Consider the following 21,282-nt stretch of genomic DNA (forward strand, 5'->3'; position numbering starts at 1 on the left):
GAACTTGGTCAAGGTGGGCTTGGGGCGCTTATTGGACGTCTTATGGTCGGGAATCCGGTACTGTGAGGCGGCGACGGCTTCGACCACGACACGGCCCTGCGTGTACGCGTCGGCATCGGCGAGTGCATCGAGACCGAGATAGCTGACGGCGTCTTTCGCGCCGGTCTTGGACAGGGCGGTGAGCGCGCTGGCCAGCGCCTTGCGATATTGCTTGCGCTTGAAGGCGCTGCGATTGCCGAGGCCGAGTACCAACACTCGTTCGACCGGCGCGCCGCTCAGATCGGCCAACAACACCGCATCGCCGGTCTTGCCACGCAGGTCGCCCCGCTTGACCAGCTTGGCGATGCGACCGCCGATGCGGGCATCGAGATCTTCAGCGGCCGCGGACAGCACGCCCTTGTCGTAGACGCCGACGATCGCGCAATCGGTGCGCTGCCGGGAGGGTGAGGCAGTACTGACAAAAAATTCCATGAACCTTCCTCGCACAAGGTCGCCAAAAAAACGCTAGTCTACTCCATTGCCGTGCGGCGGGCCGCCGCGGAAACCGACCTCCCGCTGCGGGAAACAGACTGCGGAACGAGCATTGCGAACCTTGGATCGATACCTCCTGCGGGAGGTTGCGGAAACCTGGCTGGCGGTCACCGGCGTATTGCTGGTCATCCTGCTATCGAATCAGCTGGCGCGCGTGCTGTCCCAGGCCGCCGCCAACGATTTCCCCCGCGCCGTGGTGTTACAGCTGATCGGCCTCACCTCGGCCGGTTATCTGACCGTGGTCGTGCCCATCGGTTTTTTCCTGGCCATCATGCTGACCCTCGGCCGGCTGTATCACGAAAGCGAAATGGCGGCGATCCAGTCCTGCGGCGTCGGGCCGTCGGGCCTGTACCGGCCGATTGCCTATCTCGGTGTGGTCATCACTGCATTGTTGTTGTGGCTGTCGTTCTGGGCCATTCCGCAAGCTTCGGCGCGGGCCCAGCAAATTCGCGTGCAAGCGTTGCAAGATGCCCAATTCGGGCTGCTCGAACCGGGCCGGTTCCGGACCTTCGGCGGCGGCAACGTGGTGTTCTATGCCGAACGAGTCGACGACAACGGCATCCTGCACAACGTGAATGTGTTCGTGGATCGCACCCAGGATGCGGAAAGCAACGGCGAGCTGGAAATCTGGGTGGCGACGCGAGCCGAGCAGCGGGGCGCCGGCCAGGCCGATCAAATGTTCATCCTGTACGACGGCGAGCATTACAAGGGCGTGCCTGGCAAAGGCGACTGGCAAATCACACAGTTCGCCGAGGGCGGTTATCCGATTCGTCTGGGTGAAATCGGCGGGCGCGCCGGCAAGGCGGCTATGAAGCCGACCCGCGATTTGTTGGAGTCGAGCGATTTGGGCGATCGCGCCGAGCTGCAGCGACGCATCTCTACACCGTTGATGGCTTTGATTCTGATGCTGGTCGCGGTGCCGCTGGCTCGCGTGCGGCCCCGCCAAGGTCGGTTCGGCAGGATCGGTATCGCCATCCTGTTTTATTTCATCTACTCGCTGCTGCTCGATGCTGCCCGCACTTGGCTCGAAGGCGGCAAGGTGCCCGAGTGGGTGGGCTTGTGGTGGGTGCATCTGATCGCGATTGCACTCGGACTGTGGCTGCTGGCGCGTGAGTCGCCGTTGTTGGCCAAGGTACGAACCGTGGCGGTGCCGGCATGACGCTGCTGTCGCGCTATGTGATCAAGGCGGTGCTTGGCAACACCGCGCTGGTGATGCTCGTGCTGCTGGCGCTGAGCGGCTTGTATCTATTCATCACTCAGCAGGACGACATCGGCGTCGGTACGTTCTCGGTCGAGGACGCCTTCATGGTCGTCGGCTTGAGTCTGCCCAAGTACGCGTTCGATCTGCTGCCCATCGCGGCGCTCATCGGTGCGCTGTTGGCGTTGGGCAATCTGGCGCGCACGTTGGAGTTGGTGGTGGTGCGTGCCGCGGGCGTGTCGACGATGCGCATCGCCATGTGGACGGCGGGTGCGGGCCTGATTTTGATGGTGCTCACTGGCCTGATCGGTGAAGTGATCGCGCCGCCGATGGAACAGTACGGCCGGCAACTGAAAACCTTCGCCAAGTTCAATGACTACAGCATGGCGGGCAACAAGAGCGCCTGGGCCAAAGACGGCGACATGATGATTTCGGTGCGCCAGCAGTCGGCGGACAATCGTTATGGCGGCGTCTACGTGTTCAAGTTCGACGCCCAGCGTCGGCTGCGTGGGGTCGGGCGGGCGCAGAGTGCCAACATCGACGAGAACAATCGTTGGAAGCTGGAGAACTACGTCGAGTCGCAGCTCTCCGACGAGCGCGTCGTAGCGAGCAAACAAGCGACCACGGAGCTGCAGACGCGGTTGTCGCCGGAGTTCCTGGGGTTGGCGGTGTTGGATGCGGATTCGCTGCCGGGGCGGGGCTTGTATAGCTACATTCAACATCTGCGAGACAACGGGCTCGACTCACGCACTTATGAAGTGGCGTTCTGGGCTCGTATCGCCCGCACGGTTGCGGTGGCGATCATCGTGTTGCTGGCAGTGCCGTTTGCTTTCGGACCGATGCGGTCCACCGGCACCGGTGCGCGCACCGTGGTCGGTATCATGATCGGCGTGGTGTTCTTCTTGATGGCGAAGATGTTGGAGAGCGGCGGGGCCGTGTTCAACATGTCGCCGCTGTTGATCGCTTGGCTGCCTACCGGCTTGTTGGCGATCATAACTACCTTCGCTATTTCACGCGTTCGATAACCATGACCGACCTTGCCTCGACCGCGCGCTTGCCCAGCGCCGGTGTTTTGCGCCGCCTGGGCGCGATGTTTTACGACCTGCTGCTGATTATTGCTCTGATGATGGTGGTCACTTCAGCGTTCTTGCCGCTCACCGGCGGCGAGGCGATCTCGAGCGAGCGTTACGGTGCTTGGGAGTACGCATACCAAGTGCTGTTGTTGGCGATTGTGATTTTGTTCTTCGGGTTGTTTTGGACCCGGCGCGGTCAGACGCTCGGCATGGCTGCGTGGCGACTCAAGTTGGAGCGCGAAGACGGTGGGTTGCTCAGTTGGGCCGATGTTTTTAAACGCCTCGGCGCTGCGACTGTGTCGCTGACGTTGGTGTTCGCTGGGTACTTCTGGATTTGGATCGATCGCGATCGGCTCGCTTGGCCGGATCGTTGGACTCGGACTCGCGTTGTCGTGCTGCCTAAGGATCGCTGAGGGCTTCGCGCGGAGTCGGAGGCTCGGAGCGGAGTCGGAGGCGTCGGTGGTTGGCGTCGGCCAGGGCGGGGTAGCTCCTCCTGGCACCGTGCCCCCCCGCAGCCGCGCTGTCGCGCGTCGCGTTGGGTCCCATCCCTGGGCGCACTGCGACGAAAAGGTCCCTCTTTTTCGACGCTGCCTGGAGGAGCTACCCCGCCCTGACCGCCGCCTAGATGACGGTGGTAACGGCGCTAGAAAAGCGTCGGAGCGGCACGGCGGCGTTAGCCGCACGTGCGAGCTCCGATGCGCTGCGTGTTACTTTTTGATCAGCTCGTCGACCGGTTTGAAGATCGTGTCGTACTTGTACGCAGGGATCTCGTATACCCAGCCATTGAGTTGGCTGTTCGACTTGCTGGCTTCTTCTTCGGCGTTGATGGTCGCGGGTTTCGCAGGGGCGACGACGATCGGCGCGCCTTCACTACCTGCAACGTCTTTCTTCGCAGTGTCGGTGGCAGCCTTGGCGGCATCGCCATCGGCGCCGTCTTTCTTCTCCGCATCAGCAGTCGCGACTTTGAATTTCTCGGCGAGCGCAGCGTCGTAAGACGTCTTCAACGCGATGTAGTGCTTATCGTCTTTCTTCCAACCCGACGCTTCAGTCACCAAACCATCGAACGTCTTCACCGTGGCACGCGCGCTGGGTGCGTCGGTGACTTCGCTGGCGGGCTTCACGTCAGTCAAAGTCAAACCTGCAAGCGCAGTAGCGAAGCTGTCAGCAGCCGACGGCGAGCTGAGGGCTTTGCCCTTGGGCAAGCCTTCAACCGTGAAGTCCGCATCGGCACGGGTCTTCTTCACGATCGAGTAAGGCTTGGCAGTGCCGACTGCAACCTCAGCCGATTGCACACGGTCAGCAGAAACATCGACGATGCTCTTGCGCAGCCACTGGTCGGCCGACGAAGAAGTATCGATGCTCTTGTTCACCAGCCAGCTCTTCGGCTCGTCGGCACGGCGCACGTACTGTGACTGCGCACCCGACGCTTGCTTGCCGATGATGAGTTTCACCGGCTGTTTCAGGCCGTCGAGTTCGAGTTGCACGCCGCCGGCGGCGCTGTTGCTGATGTCCTCGACGCCGAGTGCGGCGTAGCTCTTGGGATTCGAGGTTTTTTCTTCGAGCAGTTTGGCGTCGGCCAGGTTGCCGATCAGCTTGCGCAGCTTGGCATCGTCGGCGGGGAAGTTGCCCCGCTCGGCGACGGTCCAGCCGTTCTCACCGCGCTTCAATTCAACGGCCGGCGTGCCGCCGGCTTTGACGATGCGGATGGCAGTAACGGCATCCAGCTCTTTTTTCAGATCGGGATAAAGCACCGCCGACTCGGCGGACGACGAAGTCGCCTGCCGGCCAGCCAGCCAGATGCCCGCCACCACGGCCAGCACTGCAACCAATGCCAGGATGGAAAGTCTTCGCGAAGTCATGCGCTCACCTCAACCTGTATGAGCCGCGGCGCGGCCGGCACGGAGCCGGCGACGACGGGTGATTTCAAGGAAGATCGCACCGAGCGCCAGCAGGAACGGCACGGCAGCGACGTTGAGGAGCTTCAACCACCAACCCAGATCTTCGATCTCCTGATCGAGGCTGCGGCGGGTTTCGCGCAATTCCTTACGAATCTTGACGCGCTCGTGTTGGAAGCGCTCGAGTTCGGCTTCCTGCTCGGGCGACAGCGACAACGACGACTGTGCGCCGCTACGACCGCCTTCGAGGGCGGCGAGTTTCTGCTCGGTTTCCTTGAGTTCTTTATCCAGTTCCTTTTCCTGAGAACGCAACTGATCGCCAGCCTGGCGACGCAGTTGATCGACCTTGGTGAAGGGACGGAAGAAACTCTGGCGACCGCGCACGCTGATCAGATCGGAGCTGCCGGCCAGGTTGTCCACCGAGTTGCCGAGGAAGTCGCCGTTGTTGGCCCAGGCGACCGCGAAGCGTTGACCGAACACGTTCTGAGTCCGTACCCACAACGGGTCGGCGAGGATGTCGGTATCGGCGACGATGATGATGTTGGCATCTTCCTTCGATTCGGTGAGATGCGCACCGGCTGCACCTTCGGCGCCGGGCTTGCCGTTCGGGAACGCTGACTTCAACTTGCCATGAATGCGCGCTGCGATGGTGTAGCGCTCGCCGGTGGCCTTGAAGTCATCGAGCAGCGCATCGCTGTTCTGCATGAACATCAATTTCGCGGCCGGCAACAAGCCGGCGTTGGTGCTCGTTTGGATCAACGGTTCGAACTCGATGGTCGCGCCTTCTTTCTTGGACAGCGCGCCGGCGGTCATTACGTTGATGGTGTCGAGCGTCGACACCGTCACGTCCTTGGGATTCATGCTGGCGCGGTTGAAGCCGATGATGGCGATGTGTTGCGAGGGCGGCTGGCCCTGGCGCAACGACACGGTCAGGCCCAACTCGCGATCGCCGACGATTTGATTGGGATCGAACTGCACACCCCACGCATCCAGCAGTGGGCCGAGCGTCGACGAACGGCCACCCATCGGCGGCATGCCCATCTGCGCGCCGGCGTTGTCATTCTCCGACTGCGGATCGATGAAGCTGATCAGCTTGCCACCGCGCAACACGAATTGATCGATGGCGTATTGCACCTGCGGGTTGAAGTCCTTCGGATGCACGACCATCAGCACGCCGACCTCGGCGGGAATCTCATTGCCATCGGCCTGCAAGGTGCGCACGTCGAGCACTTCGCGTAACTGGGCAATGCTGGCCCAGCCCGGATTCATCTGGCCGCTCATCTGATCGAACTGCGCATCCACCGGCAGGCCCGAGATCAAGCCGACCACGGCGCGCTTGGCCTTGCTCAGTCGATACACCAGGCTCGCGACGTCGTATTCCAGAAACTCTTCCTTGTCCGGCTGGAACAAGCCGATGGTTTCGCGACCGTCGGTGGAATTGGTGCCGGCCAAGCCGAAGTACACCGGCTCGCCGCCTTGAGTCAGCGGCACCGGCGTCAGGCCGAACTCGGTGGCGCGATCTTCGTCCTCGGAGAACGGCTTCGGATCGACCACGCTCAAGCGCAGCTTGCCCTTGGAGTGTTGTGACATTTCTTCCAGCAGTTCGCGCACGCGCTGAGCGTAGGCACGCAGCTGCGGCGATTGCTTGCTCTCGTCTTGAGAGAAGAAGAAATAAAGATTCACCGGCTCGGCCAGCGAGCTGACGATGCGTTCGGTGCCGGGTGCCAGCGAGTAGAGCTTGCTCTCGGTCAAGTCGAGACGCGCCCCGCGCAGCACGAACGTGATCAGGATGGTGACGCCGATGAACAGGAGGGCTAGCGCCACGAGCGCGGTCGCGCCATAGGTCTTGCGTGTAGCTGTGGTCATGTTAGTCGGCCTTCTTCATGTCGAGCACGATCGTGTTGGCTGCCAGCCAGACGCCGATCACGGTCGCGAAATACAACAAGTCGCGCAGATCGATCACGCCTTTGGAGATCGACTGGAAATGGGTCAGGAACGACAGCGAAGCAATTGCATCCACCACCGCCTGCGGCGCCCAACCTTCGAACAACGCCAACACCACCGGGAAGCCCGACAGCAGGAATGCGAAGCACAGGCCCACGGTGAAAATGAAAGCGATCACTTGATTGCGAGTCGCTGCCGACAAGCACGCGCCGATGGCGAGGAAGCCGCCGGCCATGAGCAAGCTGCCGATGTAACCGGCGAGGATGGCGCCGTTGTCCGGATCGCCGAGATAGTTCACGGTGATCCACATTGGGAAGGTCAGCGCCAGCGCGACACCGGCGAACGCCCAAGCCGCGAGGAATTTGCCGATGACCGCTTGCCAGGTAGTGATGGGCAAGGTCATCAACAATTCGATGCTGCCGGACTTGCGTTCCTCGGCCCACAGCCGCATCGAGATCGCTGGGATCAGGAACAGATACAGCCACGGGTGATAGCTGAAGAACGGCGCGAGGTCGGCTTGACCGCGGTCGTAGAAATTGCCGAACTGGAACGCGAAGGCCGCGGCCAGCACCAGGAAGAACACGATGAACACCAGCGCTAGCGGTGTCGCAAAGTAACTGCCGAACTCGCGGCGGAAAATGGTTTTGATGTTATGCATGGTTCACCTCACGCTGCGCTTTTCTGTCCGGTGGTGATTTGCCGGAACACGTCGTCGAGCCGGCCGCTCGGGGCGCGCGCTGCCAGTTCCTTGGGCGTGGCGTCGGCCAGCAATTTGCCGCCGGCGATGATGATGGCGCGATTACAGACCGCATCCACCTCTTCCAGAATATGGGTGGAGATCACGATGATCTTGTCCTTGGCCATGTCGTTGATGAGCGCGCGCACCTGGTGCTTTTGATTCGGGTCCAGGCCGTCGGTGGGTTCGTCGAGGATCAGCACTTGCGGGTCGTGCAACAGCGCTTGCGCCAGACCGACGCGGCGCTTGAAGCCTTTCGACAGGGTTTCGATCATCTGCTCCAGCACGCTGCCGAGTTGCAGACGGTTGACCACGTCGTCGATGCGGGTCCGACGGCGGTCGCCGGTCAGGCCGCGCACATCGGCGATGAATTGCAGGAAGCCGCGCACCGTCATTTCGCCGTAGCTGGGCGCGCCTTCAGGCAAGTAGCCCATCACGGCCTTGGCCGCGAGCGGGTCGTTCTCGACGTCGTGCCCGCACACTTTGATGCTGCCTGCGGTCGGCGTGAGGAAGCCCGTGATCATTTTCATGGTGGTCGACTTGCCGGCGCCATTCGGGCCGAGGAAGCCGAGCACCTGGCCCGGGGTGACAGTGAAGGAAATGTCGTTGACGGCGGTCAGCGCGCCGTAGCGCTTCGACAGGTTTCTGATCTCAATCATGCGAGGGCCCTGTTCAGAGTGTTCCAGTGGTCGTCAGAGAGGTCGGATGGTCCATGCTCGACAATCGGCCTGCTAAAAAAATCGTCCCTTGAAGTCGTCCGTGCTCGGGGACTGCGCCCTTCTGACTGCGCAAAGTCTCGTGGGTTCCGACCAGCGCGCCTGGTTTGGTGGTTATGGACACCGGTCAGGACCCCAAGAGGGGCGCGATTTTTTCTGGGACCGCCGGCATTTTCAAGTCGCAAGCGCAGCGCCGGCCATGACGATCTCTTAATGAATGTGGTCGCGACGGCCCGGTCGACCGGGTCGTGCAGGAAATTCCTGGGGTTAGCGCGCCGATTTGGAAATTTTTGCACTGCAAAGCTTGTGTCGCAGTGCAAATCGAGTTATCTTTGGCATCGCAAAATAAGTGCGATAAATGATCCAGCGCAAAGCGCCGGTCATGACTCCAAAGCGCATTTAGGCTGCAACGAATTTGTAGGCTGGGCCCAGGACAATGGCGCAGCTGAAGCGAATCCCCCTGTTGGCCGGATCACTTTATAGTATCCGGCCTCTTTTTTTGTCCCGACTTTGCAGCGGGATGGGCACGGGGTTCGGGCTAGCTTTGCGCGGCCTTCTCGATTTCGACCTTATGGGTCCGCAGCACCTTGCGGATTTCGGTCGCTTCCGGCCGCTCGGCGATCCGGGCAATCAATTCCGCCAGCTCATGCCAGGGCTTCCCCCATTTCAGCAGGCGCACGGCGTCGGCAATGATCTTTCCCTTCAAATCCAACGGTGCCGCGGACTTGGCCGGCTCTGGCGCAGGCGCCGGACGGGCTGCTTTGGCGGATACCGCCGCAGGATTGATCTTCGGTGCGGGGCGCGAGGAGGGGATCTGCCGCGCGGGCACGGCCGCTGGCGTTTCCACGGTCGCTACGTCTGCAAGATCCGGCTCGATCAGAGGGAATTCGTCTTTGACCTTCACCGCCTTGAGCTGCGGCATCTCGCGGGTCGGCTCCTCGGCCGGCGCGCGGGATCGCTTGTTAGGCGGCGCTCGAATCACGGTGGGGGCTTCCACCGTCTGGCTGGTGCTGGCGGTGTTGTCTACTCTGGCTGTCTCGGCTTTGCCGGTATCCGCCTTGGCCGGATCGGCCAGCGGAATGAAGCGCTGGATGTGCTGAATACCGACCAGATTGGCCAGGAATGCCATCAGCTCCAGCGACTCGGAGAATTTGCTATCGCCCATGGCCTGGCGCGTCTCGCAGTGCTGTTTCAGTTCCAGCACCTTCTGGCGAGCCACTTCCAGCACCCAGCGGGTCGGCCGATCGTGCTTCTGCCAGGGCTGAGCGCGCGCATAAGCGGCATCGCTCAGCTCGACGTACTGCAAATGCAGGTCGATGCTGGTGAGCCACTTATCGATCAGCTCGGTGATGCGGCGATCCGCGGGCGTCATGACCTCTCCGATTGAGTGCGCGCATTATGCACAAGGTGCTTGCGGGAACGGATCGAAAGGCCGCCGCCACGACGCGTTTCTGTGCGCTGCTACCGATTGGCCGGGAGAGTCGGCGGATTTGCCGCGAATTGGCGACAAATCAATGGCCTGCTGCGTGCAGCGGGCCGGGGGTCAGGCCCTTGCCGGGCCTCAGAAATGGCGCTCCCACGGGGATTCGAACCCCGGTTTAGGCCTTGAGAGGGCCCCGTCCTAGGCCTCTAGACGATGGGAGCGTGATAGAAGGCTGGCACGACGTGCCGATGAGACGCGGTATTATACGGGCCGTTTTTTGCGGCTCAAGTTTTTAAGCTTTAGACGGACGGTCCGCTGCTATTGAACGATAACAACACGCCTGCCGAGATCATCGACGAAGCGAGCTCCCCGCGCGTGGTGGCGCGCGAACAGCACCCGATCTCTCGCGCCAACATTTCTCCGAATGCGTTGAAGGTCCTGTACCGCCTCAAGGAGGCGGGCTATCAGGCATTCCTGGTCGGCGGGGCGGTGCGCGATCTGCTGCTCGGCCTGCATCCGAAGGATTTCGACGTCGCGACCAACGCGCATCCGGATCAGGTAAAGCAGCTGTTCCGCAATTGCCGCTTGATCGGCCGGCGCTTCCACCTTGCGCACGTGCGCTTCGGCTACGAGATCATCGAGGTCGCGACCTTCCGCGCCGCGCATACGACCATTGACGAGGACAACAGCGTCGATGAGGCCGGACATCGCGTGCTCGATGACCGCGGGCGAATTCTGCGCGACAACCTCTACGGCACCATCGAAGAGGATGTGTGGCGCAGAGATTTCACGGCCAACGCGCTCTACTACAACATCAGCGACTTCTCGATCTGGGATTACGTCGGTGGCTACGACGATGCGCAAGCGCGCGTCCTGCGACTGATCGGGGATCCCGAGACTCGTTACCGTGAAGATCCGGTGCGCATGCTGCGTGCCGTGCGGTTCGCGGCCAAGCTCGACTTCGGTATTCATATCGACACCGCGACGCCGATTCCGAAACTCGCGTGGATGTTGGATGGCGTGCCGCCGGCGCGGTTGTTCGACGAAGTGAACAAGATGTTCCTTGCCGGCTACGCGATCCGCTCGTTCGAGCTGCTGTGGGAACTCGGCTTGCTCGAACATCTGTTCCCAGACCTCGCGGCCGCAATGAACGCGGATCGAAACAGCGTGGCGGCGCGAGTGTTGCGACTCGGCTTGGAAGGAACGGACGAGCGCGTGCGTGCCGACAAGTCAGTGACGCCGACGTTCCTGTTCGCGGTGCTGATGTGGCCGTCGATTCAGCGCGCGTTCGAGAAACTCCAGCCGGAGCAGGGCGCCGACATTGCAGCGCTGCTCGCTGCCTGCGATCAGGTGACCGCGCGTCAACAATCGCGCGTCGCCGTGCCGAAGCGATTCACGTTGCCGCTGCGAGAGATCGTTGGCTTGCAACCGCGCTTCGAATACCGCGAAGGCCGCAAGGCACTGCGCTTACTAGATCATCCGCGCTTCCGTGCAGCGTATGACTTCTTACTGTTGCGCGCGGCGGCCGGTGAAGTCGATCAAGAGCTGGCGCAATGGTGGACCGACATTCAAACCATGTCTGTCGAACAGCGCACCGCGGAGGTCGAGCAAGGCGGTCAGGGTGAGTCGGCCGCGGGTGGGCCCAAGCGTCGTCGCCGTCGGCGTCGCCGCCGTCCACCAGCCGCTTGAGCGCCGGCGCTTCCACAGCGGGGAGCCTGTGGTTCCCCGCTTATGTAGCACTCGGCAGTAATCTCGATCGGCCGGCGATACAACTGGAGCGCGCGTTCGCCGCGCTGGACAGCTTGCCGCAGTGTCGTCTGCTGGCGCGGTCGCGACTTTACAAGACGCAGCCGTTGGGTCCGCAGGATCAACCTGAATTCATCAATGCGGCCGCGGGCCTGCTCACGACGCTTACGGCGCGCGAACTTTTGGTCGAGCTGAAGCGGTTGGAAGGCGAGCTCGGTCGCGCGCAGCCGGTCGTACGTTGGGGCCCGCGCCTGATCGATCTCGACCTGCTCATGCATGCCGACACGCAGATTTCGGAAAGCGACCTCACGGTGCCGCATCCTGGTCTGCCTGAGCGCAACTTCGTCCTGTATCCTTTGCGCGATATCGCCCCCGAGCTGCTCGTTCCCGGTCACGGGCGCGTCAGTCAGCTTGCGGCACGCGTCGGCGGCACCGGTTTGGCGCTCCTGACCGGCGCTCCTGGCGGCCAATGAACAATTCAGCGGTGGACATGACCGAGAAGTCTCTCATTCCAGCGCCGCATCGCCTGATCGTGGTCGAAGGCCCGATCGGCGTCGGCAAGACCAGTCTCGCCCGGCGGTTGGCGCGCAGCTTCGGCAGCGAGCTGATCCTCGAGCAGGCGGACGAGAATCCGTTCCTCGAGCGCTTTTACAAGAACCCGCGAGCGGCGGCGCTACAGACCCAATTGTTCTTCCTGTTCCAGCGCACGCGCCAGCTGGAGGACATTCGCCAGCACGACTTGTTCGATACCGTGCGCGTGGCCGACTATTTGCTCGACAAGGACAAGCTGTTCGCGCAGCTGACGTTGGATGAAGAGGAGTTCGCGCTCTACGATCAGGTGTACGCGCGCCTGGCCGTCGATGCGCCGATTCCGGATCTGGTGATCTATCTGCAAGCACCGGTCGACATCCTGCGTGAGCGCATCGAGCGGCGCGGTATCAAGTACGAGCAGAACATCGAGAAAAACTATCTCGAGCGCTTACAGGAAACCTACGCGAGATTTTTCCACGCTTACGACGCCTCGCCGTTGTTGATCGTGAATGCTGCCCAGGCAGATTTCGTCAACAACGAGCAAGACTACGGGCATTTGCTGGAGCAGGTCATTCGGACCCGGCGCGGCCGGCATTACTACAACCCTTTGAAGAGCGCGATCTAGCCTGACCCGGGGGCCGGGGCCTGTGACCGGAGTTTGACTGTCGCGGCCGCCCTGGGCATTCTTCCCGCCCCGCCGTAGCTCACCGCCATGTACAAGCACCTTCAAGAGCGTTACGCGCCGCGCCCGCCGGTCAATGTCGGCACTCTGGTCAAGATGCGCGCGGAAGGCGAAAAAATCGCCTGTATCACCGCTTATGACGCCAGTTTCGCGACCCTGGTGGACGATGCCGGCGTCGATGTAGTGCTGGTCGGCGACTCGCTCGGCATGGTGGTCCAGGGCCACGACACCACGGTGCCGGTGACTCTGGACGACATTATTTACCACTGCCGCGCCGTGGCCCGAGGCCTGTACCGGCCGTTCCTGATGGCCGACATGCCGTTCATGACCTATGCCTCCCGCGAGCAGGCGCTGGAGAATGCTGTGCGCCTCATGCAGGACGGCGGCGCCAAGATGGTCAAGCTGGAAGGCGGCGCCAGCCAGATCGAAATCGTTGAATTCCTCGCCAGTCACGATATCGCGGTGTGCGCCCACCTGGGTTTGAAGCCGCAGTCAGTCCACAAGGTTGGCGGCTTTCGCGTGCAGGGTCGTGAGGAAGAAGCGGCCGAGCGCATGTTGAAAGATGCGCAGGCGCTGGAAGCAGCGGGCGCGGACATCGTGCTGCTCGAATGCATTCCCGCGGCGCTGGGCAAGCACATCACCGAGCAACTGCACGTGCCGGTCATCGGCATCGGCGCGGGCCCGGACACCGACGGTCAGATTCTAGTGCTGTACGACGTGCTCGATATCACGTCGGGCCGCAAACCCAAGTTCTCGAAAAATTTCCTCGCCGGCCACGACAGCGCGTTGGAAGCTGTCAAAGCGTACACGCAGGCCGTGAAAACGAAGGAATATCCTGGTCCCGAACACTGCTTTTAGTTCATGGCTAAATCGTTAGAAGTCGTGGCTCGACCCCACGAGTTGCGCGAGCGCGTAGCACAGTGGCGTCGTAAGGGTGAACGCATCGCGTTCGTGCCCACCATGGGCAATCTGCATGCGGGGCACGGCAGTCTGGTCAGTCGGGCCACCGAGCTGGCCGATCACGTCATCGTCAGCATCTTCGTCAATCCGCTGCAGTTCGGGCCGAACGAAGACTTCGCTGCCTATCCGCGCACGCCCGCGGATGATCGGCAGCTGCTGAGTTTGTTGGATGCCGAAGTGTTGTTTGCTCCGGAAGTCGATGACATCTATCCACGCGGCCAGGAAACGACGGCGCGTGTGCACGTGCCGGGTCTCGAAGACATTCTGTGCGGCGCCTTCCGTCCTGGTCATTTCATGGGCGTGGCCACGGTAGTGACCAAGTTGCTGAACCTGGTGCAGCCGGACGTGGCGTTGTTCGGCGAAAAAGATTTCCAACAGCTGATGATCATCCGACGCGCTGCCATCGATCTGTGCATGCCGGTGGAAATCGTCGGCGTGCAAACCACGCGTGAGCCGGACGGTCTCGCCATGAGTTCGCGCAATCGTTATTTGAAGCCGGAACAGCGGGCGGTGGCGCCTCAGATATTCGCGGCACTGCAACGCACTCGCTTGGCACTCGAATCGGGCTCGAGCGACTACGCCGCGCTGGAAAAGGCAGGCACCGAATCGTTGCAGAAGGCTGGCTTTCGGCCCGACTATTTCGCGGTTCGCGACGCGAACACACTGCAATTGCCCGAAGTCGGGTCCAAGGATCTGGTCGTCGTGACTGCCGCGCGAATCGGTCGAGCCCGACTCATCGACAACGTTCGCGCGCAGCGAGCCTGATCCGGATCACGTTGCATGCTGGGCCAACGCCCAGCCGACGTGTTCCCGCACCAGCTCTGACGGATCTTCCCGGCGCGATTCCAATGCGTGTGTGACTTCCTCGCTGCTCGGCGCATTGCCCAGCGCCACTGCGATGTTTCTTATCCAGCATTCATAGCCGATGCGACGAATGGCGCTGCCTTCGGTGCGTGCCAGAAATTCTTGTTCGGTCCACGCGAACAGCTCGACCAGCTTGCTGCCATCGAGCGCGTGCCGGGGCACGAAGTCGGCTTCGCTGGTGACGCGTGCAAACTTGTTCCAGGGGCACACCAGCTGACAGTCGTCGCAGCCGTAGATGCGGTTGCCCAAGGCCTTGCGAAACTGTTCCGGAATCGAGCTGCGCAGCTCGATGGTGAGATACGAGATGCAGCGAGTGGCGTCCAATTCATAAGGCCCGACGATGGCCTGCGTCGGGCACACGTCGATGCAGGCGCGACAGGTGCCGCAATGATCGGTCTCGCGCGCGTCGACGGGTAACGGCAGGTCAGTAAGAATCTCGCCCAGGAAAAAATACGAGCCGGCACGCCGATTGATCAGGTTGGTGTGTTTGCCGATCCAGCCGAGACCCGCATTGCGCGCGAACGCCTTCTCCAGCACCGGGCCACTGTCGACGAATACGCGATGGGACAGTGAGGCACTGTGCGCCTGGATCTTCTCTGCCAACTTGGCGAGCCGACGGCGCAGTACTTTGTGATAGTCGCGCCCCAGTGCGTAGCGCGACACATAGCCAAGCTCAGGGTTCTCAAGAATCTCATCCGGGTCCTGCGCGTTAGTAGGTAAATAATCCATCCGAACCGAGATCACGCGCAACGTGCCCGGCACCAGCTCTTGCGGACGTGCGCGCCGCGCGCCCCAGCGCTCCATATATTCCATGGCGCCGTGTCGACCTTGCTCCAACCACTGCAGCAGTCGCGCTTCGTCCTCGGGCAAATCGATGCCCGCAATACCGACTTGCTGGAAGCCCAATTCGCGACTCCACTGGCGGATTGAGGCCGCGAGTGCGGTGTAGTCATTGGGGGCGGCGGCGGACATGCAGCGATTTTGGCAGAAGGGCCGGGGGATTTTGATAGGCTTTGGCCTATGAAGCCGCTGCCGTTGGCCGTGCATACCGCCGCTCAAGTGCGAGCACTCGATCGTCACGCGATCGACGATCTGCACATTCCTTCTTACACCTTGATGACCCAGGCTGGGGAAGCGGCTGTGATCGCGCTCCGCAGTTGCTGGCCTTCCAAGCAGCGCATCGCTGTGCTGTGTGGGCCCGGCAATAACGGTGGCGACGGTTATGTGATGGCGCGTCTGGCGCAGTCCATGCGCATCGCCGTCACCGCGGTGTCGCTCACCGACCCGGCTGAGCTCAAAGGCGATGCTTTGCGCGCTCACGATGAGTTTGTCGCGGCGGGCGGCGTCGTTCGGCGCTGGAGCGACGGCTGTATCGCCGAGGCTGAAGTCATCGTCGACGCCATCTTCGGCACCGGCCTGTCGCGCCAGCTCGATGCCGCCATGATCGAGCGTATCGAGGCCATCAACGACTGCGGCGTGCCGATTCTGTCGCTGGATATTCCCAGCGGTCTGGATGCCGATACCGGTGCGGTATGGGGTGCGGCCATCGCCGCCGAGCGCACCGTGACATTCATCGGTTTGAAGTTGGGTTTTTATCTGGGCGAGGGGCCGAACTACACTGGCATCGTGTTGTTCGACGATCTGGATTTACCGGCAGGCGCGGTCGATTTCGCGCCTCCAGCAGCATTGCGCATCGATGAGCATGTGGTCGCTCGGTTGTTACCTCGCCGGCGTCGCACGACCCATAAAGGCCAGCAGGGCAGTGTGCTGGTTATTGGCGGCGGCATTGGAATGGCCGGCGCAGCTCGCATGGCGGGCGAGGCAGCTTTGCGCGCCGGCGCGGGCTTGGTGACGGTCGCCACTTGGCCCGACAACGTCGCATCGATCACTGCGAGCCGTCCTGAGTTGATGTGCCGAGGTGTCGACGGAGCAAGCGATCTCGCGGCCATGATTGAGCGCGCCGACGTGCTCGCCATCGGGCCAGGTCTGGGGCAGGGCGACTGGAGCCGCGCATTGCTCGAGACTGCGCTGGAAAGTGATAAACCGACCATCATCGATGCCGATGCGCTCAACTTGTTGGCGCAGGCGCCGTGCTCCAACTCGAACTGGATTTTGACGCCACACCCGGGTGAAGCCGGGCGGCTGCTCGGTCTCAGCACCGCTGAGATACAAAGCAATCGGCTGCAAGCGGCGCGCGAGATCGCTGCACGCTTCGGATGCACCGTGGTTCTGAAAGGCGCCGGGACGCTGGTGGTGACGGGCGAGTCGTTGCCGTACATCTGCGACCAAGGCAATCCAGGCATGGCCTCGCCGGGCATGGGCGATGTGCTCACGGGCGTGATCGCTGGCATCGCTGCTCAAACCGCGGATCTACCCGGTGCCGCTCGCGCCGGTGTGTTGGTCCATGCGATGGCCGGTGACATGGCCGCCCGCCGTGGCGAGCGCGGACTCCTGGCTACCGATCTATTTGGATACCTGCCCACGTGCGTGAACCCGGCACAGAGATTCTGAGCGTCGCCTCTGCGGAGCGGATGCAAGCGCTGGGTCGCGCGATCGGATCGGCCGTCGACGAGAGCGAAGGCCCATTCATCATTGCGCTGGAAGGCGAGCTCGGAGCGGGCAAGACCACGCTGGTTGGCGGGTTCATGCGCGCCTATGGAATTACTGGGCCGGTCCGCAGTCCCACTTACACACTGATCGAGCCGTATCAGACGGCGAGTCGCGCGGTCTATCACCTGGACCTGTACCGGCTGGTCGATCCGAACGAGGTCGAGCCGCTGGGCATTCGCGATCTGCTGGCGGAGGCGGCGGTGCTGTTGATCGAGTGGCCCTCCAAGGCGGCGGGCGCGCTGCCGGCGGCCGACTTGTGGATCGATATTGCCTATCCCGCCCGTGGCACCGAGGGTCGGGAGGTCAGACTGACCTCGAATTCCCCCATCGGCACTAACGCCCTGCGGGATATCGTTGCAGCGATACCGGAATTGCGTCTGCTATCTCCATAATTTCGTTGAATACTTGCCTGGCCGCGCGGTAGATTACCGGGCATATGCGAGGCTCGGGCCGAAGTGCGTTCTTTTCCATGCTGGCAGGCTGCCTGGGCCTGCTCGTGGTCGCCTTGTGCGCGCACGCTGCCAAACCCGTAACCGTCAAGGACGTCCGGCTGTGGGCGGGGCCGGATGGCACGCGCTTGGTGTTCGATTTGAGTGGGCCGGTCGATCACACCGTGCTCAAGCTGGAAAACCCGCATCGGGTGGTGGTCGACATTCCGGCCGCGAGCGTCGCTAGCGAACGAGTGCTGCCGCAAGGCCAAGGCTTCGTGAAGCAGCTGCGCGCTGCCGCTCAACCCAACGGCGATTTGCGCGTGGTGGTCGATCTCACCGGCCCGGCGCTGCCCAAGACTTTCAGCGTGGGGCCGCAACAGTCATACGGCCATCGCTTGGTGTTGGATCTCACGCCGACCAAGGCCACCGCTGCAGCCGCAGCCGCGCCGAGCGCTCAGTCACCCTCCTCATCGTCATCGTCATCGCAGCCGTCGGTTGTGAAGGCTGCCGCCGACGCGCACGGTCGCGACGTCGTGGTCGCGATCGACGCTGGTCATGGCGGTGTCGATCCGGGCTCTGTCGGCAAGCGCGGCACCTATGAAAAGCATGTGACGCTGGCCATCGCGCGTCGTTTGAAAGAACGCATCGATCGCGAGCCGGGCATGCGGGCCATTTTGACTCGCGACAACGACATGTTCGTCGAGCATCGCGAACGCATCGCGCGTGCTCGGCGACAGCAGGCCGATATGTTCGTCTCGGTGCATGCCGACTCGTACACCAATCGGTCGGTGGCTGGCTCGTCGGTGTACGTGCTGTCCGCTCGCGGCGCGAGCGATGAGTCGGCGCGCTGGCTGGCAGATCGTGAAAACGCGGCCGACTTGATCGGCGGCGTGAAGCTCGACGACAAGGACAGTGTGTTGGCCTCGGTGTTGTTGGACCTGTCGCAAGGCGCCAGCATGAGCGCCAGCGTCGATGCCGCCGAGAAGGTCATGCACGAGCTCTACAAGATCGGCAACATCACCAATCGCGGCGTCAAGAGCGCCGGCTTCCTGGTGCTGAAGTCGCCCGACATTCCGTCGCTGCTGGTGGAGACGGCGTTCATTTCCAATCCCACCGAAGAGGCGCGGCTGCTCGATCCCAAGCATCAGCAGCGGCTCGCCGAGGCCATCCATCAAGGCGTGCGGGCGTACTTCTACGCCAATCCGCCGCCCGGCACGGTGGTCGCCGAATTGCGCGCCAAGCAGGCGGGCACGACCGTGGTGGCCAGTACCGCTGAGGGCGAAAGTGCAACGGGCTCAGCCCGCTAGGCCACATCGCTGAGACGGGCGGACAACGCTCGCAAGCGTCGGTTAGGGATGCGCGACTCTTTCGCGCAATAATGCCGCGCTTCATAGCAGCCATGCCCGACTCCTGATGCCTATCCGCGTTCTTCCCGAGCAACTGATTCACCAGATCGCCGCTGGCGAGGTGATCGAACGGCCTGCTTCGGTGCTCAAGGAATTGATCGAGAACAGTCTCGACGCCGGCTCCAAGCGCGTCGACATCGAGATCGAAGAGGGTGGTGCCAAGTTGTGCCGCGTGCGCGACGACGGTTGCGGCATCGACCAGGATGAGTTGGCACTGGCGCTGTCGCGACATGCCACCAGCAAGATCTCCAGCATCGACGATCTCGAGCGCGTCGGCACGCTTGGCTTTCGTGGTGAGGCGCTACCGAGTATCGCCTCGGTGTCGCGCACGAAAATCACCTCGCGTAGCGCGAACAGTTCGGTCGGCTATAGCGTCAGCTCCGACAATGGCCACTTGAGCGAGCTCGAGCCGGCGCCGCATTCGATCGGCACCACGGTGGAAGTGCGCGATTTGTTTTTCAACGTACCGGCCCGGAAAAAATTCCTGCGGGCCGAGCGCACCGAGACGCAGCACATCACGCGCATGGTCGAGCGACTCGCGCTGTCCAAGTTCGAGACCGCTTTCTCGCTGTCGGCCTCGCGTCGGTCGTTGGTGGATTTTCCGGCAGCCAGAACTCAGGTCGAACGCGAGCGGCGCGTGGCGCAGATCGTCGGCGATGAGTTCATGGCCAACGCGCTGTACGTCGAGCACGAATCGTCGGGCTGCAAGCTCACTGGTTGGTTGTGCCAACCCACTTACGCTCGCGCGCAGCCGGATCTACAACATTTCTATTTGAATGGCCGCATGTTGCGGGATCGGTTGATCAGCAGCGCCATTCGGCTCGGTTATCGCGACGTGATGTTTCATGGCCGCCAGCCGGCGTTCGTGTTGTTCATGGAAATCGATCCGCGCCAGGTCGATGTGAATGCGCACCCGGCCAAGCTGGAAGTGCGGTTTCGCGATGGCCGGCATATTCACAACTTCTTGTTCAAGACGGTCGAGCGTGTGCTGCGCGAAACGTATGCGGGTGCCGCCAGCGCCGCTGCTCCGCCCACCGATGCCAACTCGCTGATCCCGCCGACCGAGTCGACGTCGATGTGGCCGATGCGTGGGCCGAATCAGGCAACGCTCGGCTTGCGCGTGTCCGAGTCGCCGCCGTCGGCGTACTTTCGTCAGCCCGCGTCGTCGTATGCATCGCCACCGGCGTTCGAGCGATCGAGCGGTGCCGTGTCGTCGTTGAGTGAATCTCTGGGTAATGTGCCGATGTCGGCAGCAGCACTCGAAGCACAACCCGAGACGCCGCCGTTGGGGTTCGCGCTCGCGCAGCTACATGGCATTTACATTCTTTCGCAGGCGCCCGATGGTTTGATTTTGGTAGACATGCACGCCGCGCACGAACGCACGACCTACGAGCGTATGAAAGCTGCACTCGATAACGGCGAGGTCGCCAGTCAGCCGTTGCTCGTGCCGATGTCCATCTCAGTGTCGCCTGCCGAAGCGGATGTGTTGGAAGAGCACGCGCCGTCGTTGTATCGCCTGGGTCTCGATGTGGTGCGTTCCGGGCCGGCGGGGGTACAAATTCGTGCAGTCCCGGCGTTTCTGGCGCAGAGGGATTTGGATGAGCTGTTGCGTCGGATCAGTGCCGACCTGGCCGCCGATGGCAGCACGCGCGGCATCGAAGAAGCGCTCAACGAAGTGCTCGGCACGATTGCTTGTCACGGCGCTGTGCGTGCGCATCGCAATCTCGCCGTGCCCGAAATGAATGCGCTGCTGCGTGAAATGGAACGCACCGTGCGCAGCGACCAGTGCAATCACGGCCGGCCCACCTGGACCTATGTGAGCCTGGGCGATCTGGATCGCATGTTTCTTCGAGGACGATGAGCGCCGGCACCGTCACACAGACGACACCTGTGCCGCTCATCATGGGACCGACGGGCGCGGGCAAGACCGATCTGGCGTTGCGACTGGCGGCGCGTTATCCCATCGAGATCGTCAGCGTCGATTCGGCGCTGGTCTATCGCGGCATGGACATCGGCACCGGCAAGCCCAGTCGCGAACAATTGGAACGATTTCCGCATCACCTGGTCGATATTCTCGAACCGTCGCAACCGTATTCGGCCGGACAGTTCGTGCGCGACGCGTTGCAGGCCATCGCTGCGATTCGTAGCCGTGGCAACTTGCCGGTGTTGGTGGGCGGCACGATGTTGTATTTCCGTGCGCTCCGGCGTGGCATGGCCGACATGCCGAGCGCCAATCCGGAGCTGCGACAGGAAATTGACGCCGAAGCGGCACGAGTCGGGTGGCCAGCATTGCATGCGCGGCTTGCTGAGTTCGATCCGTTGACTGCGCAGCGAATCCAACCGAACGACGGCCAGCGAATACAGCGGGCGCTCGAAGTACATCGGCTGACCGGTACCACGCTAAGCGAGCTGCATGCGCAGACCCGACCGGCGGATCCCACGATGACGTTCGCGCCATTCGCCTGGTCACCCTCGGATCGCGAACGCCTGTTCGCAGCCATCGTGCGTCGTTTCGAGCTGATGATGCAGGCATGAT

General features: G+C 62.3%; 19 protein-coding genes, 1 tRNA gene and 1 pseudogene. 13 read left to right on the forward strand and 8 right to left on the reverse strand.

Annotated features, from left to right (window positions below):
* Window positions 1-471: M17 family peptidase N-terminal domain-containing protein (locus JNL55_RS25355; RefSeq protein ID WP_293860908.1), on the reverse strand; the 471-nt coding region annotated here is incomplete at its 3' end.
* Between the two features lie 121 nt (window positions 472-592).
* Between JNL55_RS25355 and lptF the strand changes: the two genes are divergently transcribed.
* Genes lptF through JNL55_RS25370 form a run of 3 tightly spaced genes read left to right on the forward strand, consistent with a single transcriptional unit; the run spans window position 593 to window position 3,215 of the window.
* Window positions 593-1,690, forward strand: a complete 1,098-nt coding sequence (lptF, locus tag JNL55_RS25360) for an LPS export ABC transporter permease LptF (RefSeq protein ID WP_293860911.1) — start codon at window positions 593-595, stop codon at window positions 1,688-1,690.
* Entirely contained in the window at window positions 1,687-2,754 is a 1,068-nt protein-coding gene (lptG, locus tag JNL55_RS25365; RefSeq protein ID WP_293860914.1) for an LPS export ABC transporter permease LptG, read from the forward strand. Before lptF ends, lptG begins: the two co-directional genes overlap by 4 nt.
* A 2-nt stretch (window positions 2,755-2,756) precedes the next feature.
* Window positions 2,757-3,215, forward strand: coding sequence for an RDD family protein (locus JNL55_RS25370; RefSeq protein WP_293860917.1), 459 nt, complete (start codon window positions 2,757-2,759; stop codon window positions 3,213-3,215).
* A gap of 294 nt (window positions 3,216-3,509) precedes the next feature.
* On the opposite strand, the gene JNL55_RS25375 is transcribed toward JNL55_RS25370, so the two are convergent.
* From JNL55_RS25375 to JNL55_RS25400, 6 genes and pseudogenes are all read right to left on the reverse strand, one after another.
* Window positions 3,510-4,661, reverse strand: a complete 1,152-nt coding sequence (locus JNL55_RS25375; protein ID WP_293860920.1) for a DUF4340 domain-containing protein — start codon at window positions 4,659-4,661, stop codon at window positions 3,510-3,512.
* Between the two features lie 9 nt (window positions 4,662-4,670).
* Window positions 4,671-6,563: a Gldg family protein gene (locus JNL55_RS25380; protein WP_293860923.1), complete on the reverse strand. Its 1,893-nt coding sequence runs from the start codon at window positions 6,561-6,563 to the stop codon at window positions 4,671-4,673.
* Window position 6,564: 1 nt separating this feature from the next.
* Window positions 6,565-7,299: an ABC transporter permease subunit gene (locus JNL55_RS25385; protein ID WP_293860926.1), complete on the reverse strand. Its 735-nt coding sequence runs from the start codon at window positions 7,297-7,299 to the stop codon at window positions 6,565-6,567.
* Between the two features lie 71 nt (window positions 7,300-7,370).
* A pseudogene (locus JNL55_RS25390) lies at window positions 7,371-8,036 on the reverse strand (ABC transporter ATP-binding protein); the annotation flags it as partial.
* A gap of 595 nt (window positions 8,037-8,631) precedes the next feature.
* Window positions 8,632-9,465, reverse strand: a complete 834-nt coding sequence (locus JNL55_RS25395) for a hypothetical protein (protein WP_293860932.1) — start codon at window positions 9,463-9,465, stop codon at window positions 8,632-8,634.
* Window positions 9,466-9,661: 196 nt separating this feature from the next.
* Window positions 9,662-9,737 (reverse strand) — tRNA-Glu (locus JNL55_RS25400).
* 100 nt (window positions 9,738-9,837) lie between these two features.
* Between JNL55_RS25400 and pcnB the strand changes: the two genes are divergently transcribed.
* From pcnB to panC, 5 genes are all read left to right on the forward strand, one after another.
* A complete protein-coding gene (gene pcnB / locus JNL55_RS25405; protein ID WP_293860935.1) occupies window positions 9,838-11,205 on the forward strand; it encodes a polynucleotide adenylyltransferase PcnB in 1,368 nt (455 codons plus the stop codon).
* On the forward strand, window positions 11,202-11,735 hold the full coding sequence (gene folK / locus JNL55_RS25410; RefSeq protein ID WP_293860938.1) for a 2-amino-4-hydroxy-6-hydroxymethyldihydropteridine diphosphokinase: 534 nt from the start codon (window positions 11,202-11,204) through the stop codon (window positions 11,733-11,735). Before pcnB ends, folK begins: the two co-directional genes overlap by 4 nt.
* A gap of 17 nt (window positions 11,736-11,752) precedes the next feature.
* Window positions 11,753-12,418, forward strand: coding sequence for a deoxynucleoside kinase (locus tag JNL55_RS25415; protein WP_293860941.1), 666 nt, complete (start codon window positions 11,753-11,755; stop codon window positions 12,416-12,418).
* A gap of 87 nt (window positions 12,419-12,505) precedes the next feature.
* Window positions 12,506-13,333 carry a 3-methyl-2-oxobutanoate hydroxymethyltransferase gene (gene panB / locus JNL55_RS25420; protein WP_293860944.1) on the forward strand — a complete coding sequence of 276 codons (828 nt, stop codon included), beginning with the start codon at window positions 12,506-12,508 and terminating at the stop codon, window positions 13,331-13,333.
* 3 nt (window positions 13,334-13,336) lie between these two features.
* Window positions 13,337-14,200 carry a pantoate--beta-alanine ligase gene (gene panC / locus JNL55_RS25425; protein WP_293860947.1) on the forward strand — a complete coding sequence of 288 codons (864 nt, stop codon included), beginning with the start codon at window positions 13,337-13,339 and terminating at the stop codon, window positions 14,198-14,200.
* A gap of 6 nt (window positions 14,201-14,206) precedes the next feature.
* On the opposite strand, the gene queG is transcribed toward panC, so the two are convergent.
* Window positions 14,207-15,271: a tRNA epoxyqueuosine(34) reductase QueG gene (gene queG, locus JNL55_RS25430; protein ID WP_293860950.1), complete on the reverse strand. Its 1,065-nt coding sequence runs from the start codon at window positions 15,269-15,271 to the stop codon at window positions 14,207-14,209.
* Window positions 15,272-15,319: 48 nt separating this feature from the next.
* Between queG and JNL55_RS25435 the strand changes: the two genes are divergently transcribed.
* From JNL55_RS25435 to miaA, 5 genes are all read left to right on the forward strand, one after another.
* Window positions 15,320-16,810 (forward strand): NAD(P)H-hydrate dehydratase, encoded by a 1,491-nt coding sequence (locus JNL55_RS25435; RefSeq protein WP_293860953.1) that lies wholly within the window; start codon window positions 15,320-15,322, stop codon window positions 16,808-16,810.
* On the forward strand, window positions 16,783-17,301 hold the full coding sequence (tsaE, locus tag JNL55_RS25440; RefSeq protein WP_293860956.1) for a tRNA (adenosine(37)-N6)-threonylcarbamoyltransferase complex ATPase subunit type 1 TsaE: 519 nt from the start codon (window positions 16,783-16,785) through the stop codon (window positions 17,299-17,301). The genes JNL55_RS25435 and tsaE overlap by 28 nt, the downstream gene beginning before the upstream one ends.
* 77 nt (window positions 17,302-17,378) lie before the next feature.
* Complete coding sequence (locus JNL55_RS25445; RefSeq protein ID WP_293860959.1) at window positions 17,379-18,647, forward strand: N-acetylmuramoyl-L-alanine amidase; 1,269 nt, start codon at window positions 17,379-17,381, stop codon at window positions 18,645-18,647.
* A 106-nt stretch (window positions 18,648-18,753) separates the two neighbouring features.
* On the forward strand, window positions 18,754-20,607 hold the full coding sequence (gene mutL / locus JNL55_RS25450) for a DNA mismatch repair endonuclease MutL (protein ID WP_293860962.1): 1,854 nt from the start codon (window positions 18,754-18,756) through the stop codon (window positions 20,605-20,607).
* A complete protein-coding gene (miaA, locus tag JNL55_RS25455; RefSeq protein ID WP_293860965.1) occupies window positions 20,604-21,281 on the forward strand; it encodes a tRNA (adenosine(37)-N6)-dimethylallyltransferase MiaA in 678 nt (225 codons plus the stop codon). Before mutL ends, miaA begins: the two co-directional genes overlap by 4 nt.
* The last annotated feature ends 1 nt before the right edge of the window (window position 21,282 follow it).

Origin of the sequence: Steroidobacter sp. (genome assembly GCF_016790065.1) — a bacterium.
GTDB lineage: Bacteria > Pseudomonadota > Gammaproteobacteria > Steroidobacterales > Steroidobacteraceae > Steroidobacter.

Bases quoted from the DNA above. Each gene is read 5' to 3' on its own strand.
- lptG (WP_293860914.1), top strand. From the start codon at position 1,687: ATGACGCTGCTGTCGCGCTATGTGATCAAGGCGGTGCTTGGCAACACC.
- JNL55_RS25370 (WP_293860917.1), top strand. From the start codon at position 2,757: ATGACCGACCTTGCCTCGACCGCGCGCTTGCCCAGCGCCGGTGTTTTG.
- JNL55_RS25375 (WP_293860920.1), bottom strand. From the start codon at position 4,661: ATGACTTCGCGAAGACTTTCCATCCTGGCATTGGTTGCAGTGCTGGCC.
- JNL55_RS25380 (WP_293860923.1), bottom strand. From the start codon at position 6,563: ATGACCACAGCTACACGCAAGACCTATGGCGCGACCGCGCTCGTGGCG.
- JNL55_RS25385 (WP_293860926.1), bottom strand. From the start codon at position 7,299: ATGCATAACATCAAAACCATTTTCCGCCGCGAGTTCGGCAGTTACTTT.
- JNL55_RS25395 (WP_293860932.1), bottom strand. From the start codon at position 9,465: ATGACGCCCGCGGATCGCCGCATCACCGAGCTGATCGATAAGTGGCTC.
- JNL55_RS25415 (WP_293860941.1), top strand. From the start codon at position 11,753: ATGACCGAGAAGTCTCTCATTCCAGCGCCGCATCGCCTGATCGTGGTC.
- panB (WP_293860944.1), top strand. From the start codon at position 12,506: ATGTACAAGCACCTTCAAGAGCGTTACGCGCCGCGCCCGCCGGTCAAT.
- panC (WP_293860947.1), top strand. From the start codon at position 13,337: ATGGCTAAATCGTTAGAAGTCGTGGCTCGACCCCACGAGTTGCGCGAG.
- queG (WP_293860950.1), bottom strand. From the start codon at position 15,271: ATGTCCGCCGCCGCCCCCAATGACTACACCGCACTCGCGGCCTCAATC.
- JNL55_RS25435 (WP_293860953.1), top strand. From the start codon at position 15,320: ATGAAGCCGCTGCCGTTGGCCGTGCATACCGCCGCTCAAGTGCGAGCA.
- JNL55_RS25445 (WP_293860959.1), top strand. From the start codon at position 17,379: ATGCTGGCAGGCTGCCTGGGCCTGCTCGTGGTCGCCTTGTGCGCGCAC.
- mutL (WP_293860962.1), top strand. From the start codon at position 18,754: ATGCCTATCCGCGTTCTTCCCGAGCAACTGATTCACCAGATCGCCGCT.
- miaA (WP_293860965.1), top strand. From the start codon at position 20,604: ATGAGCGCCGGCACCGTCACACAGACGACACCTGTGCCGCTCATCATG.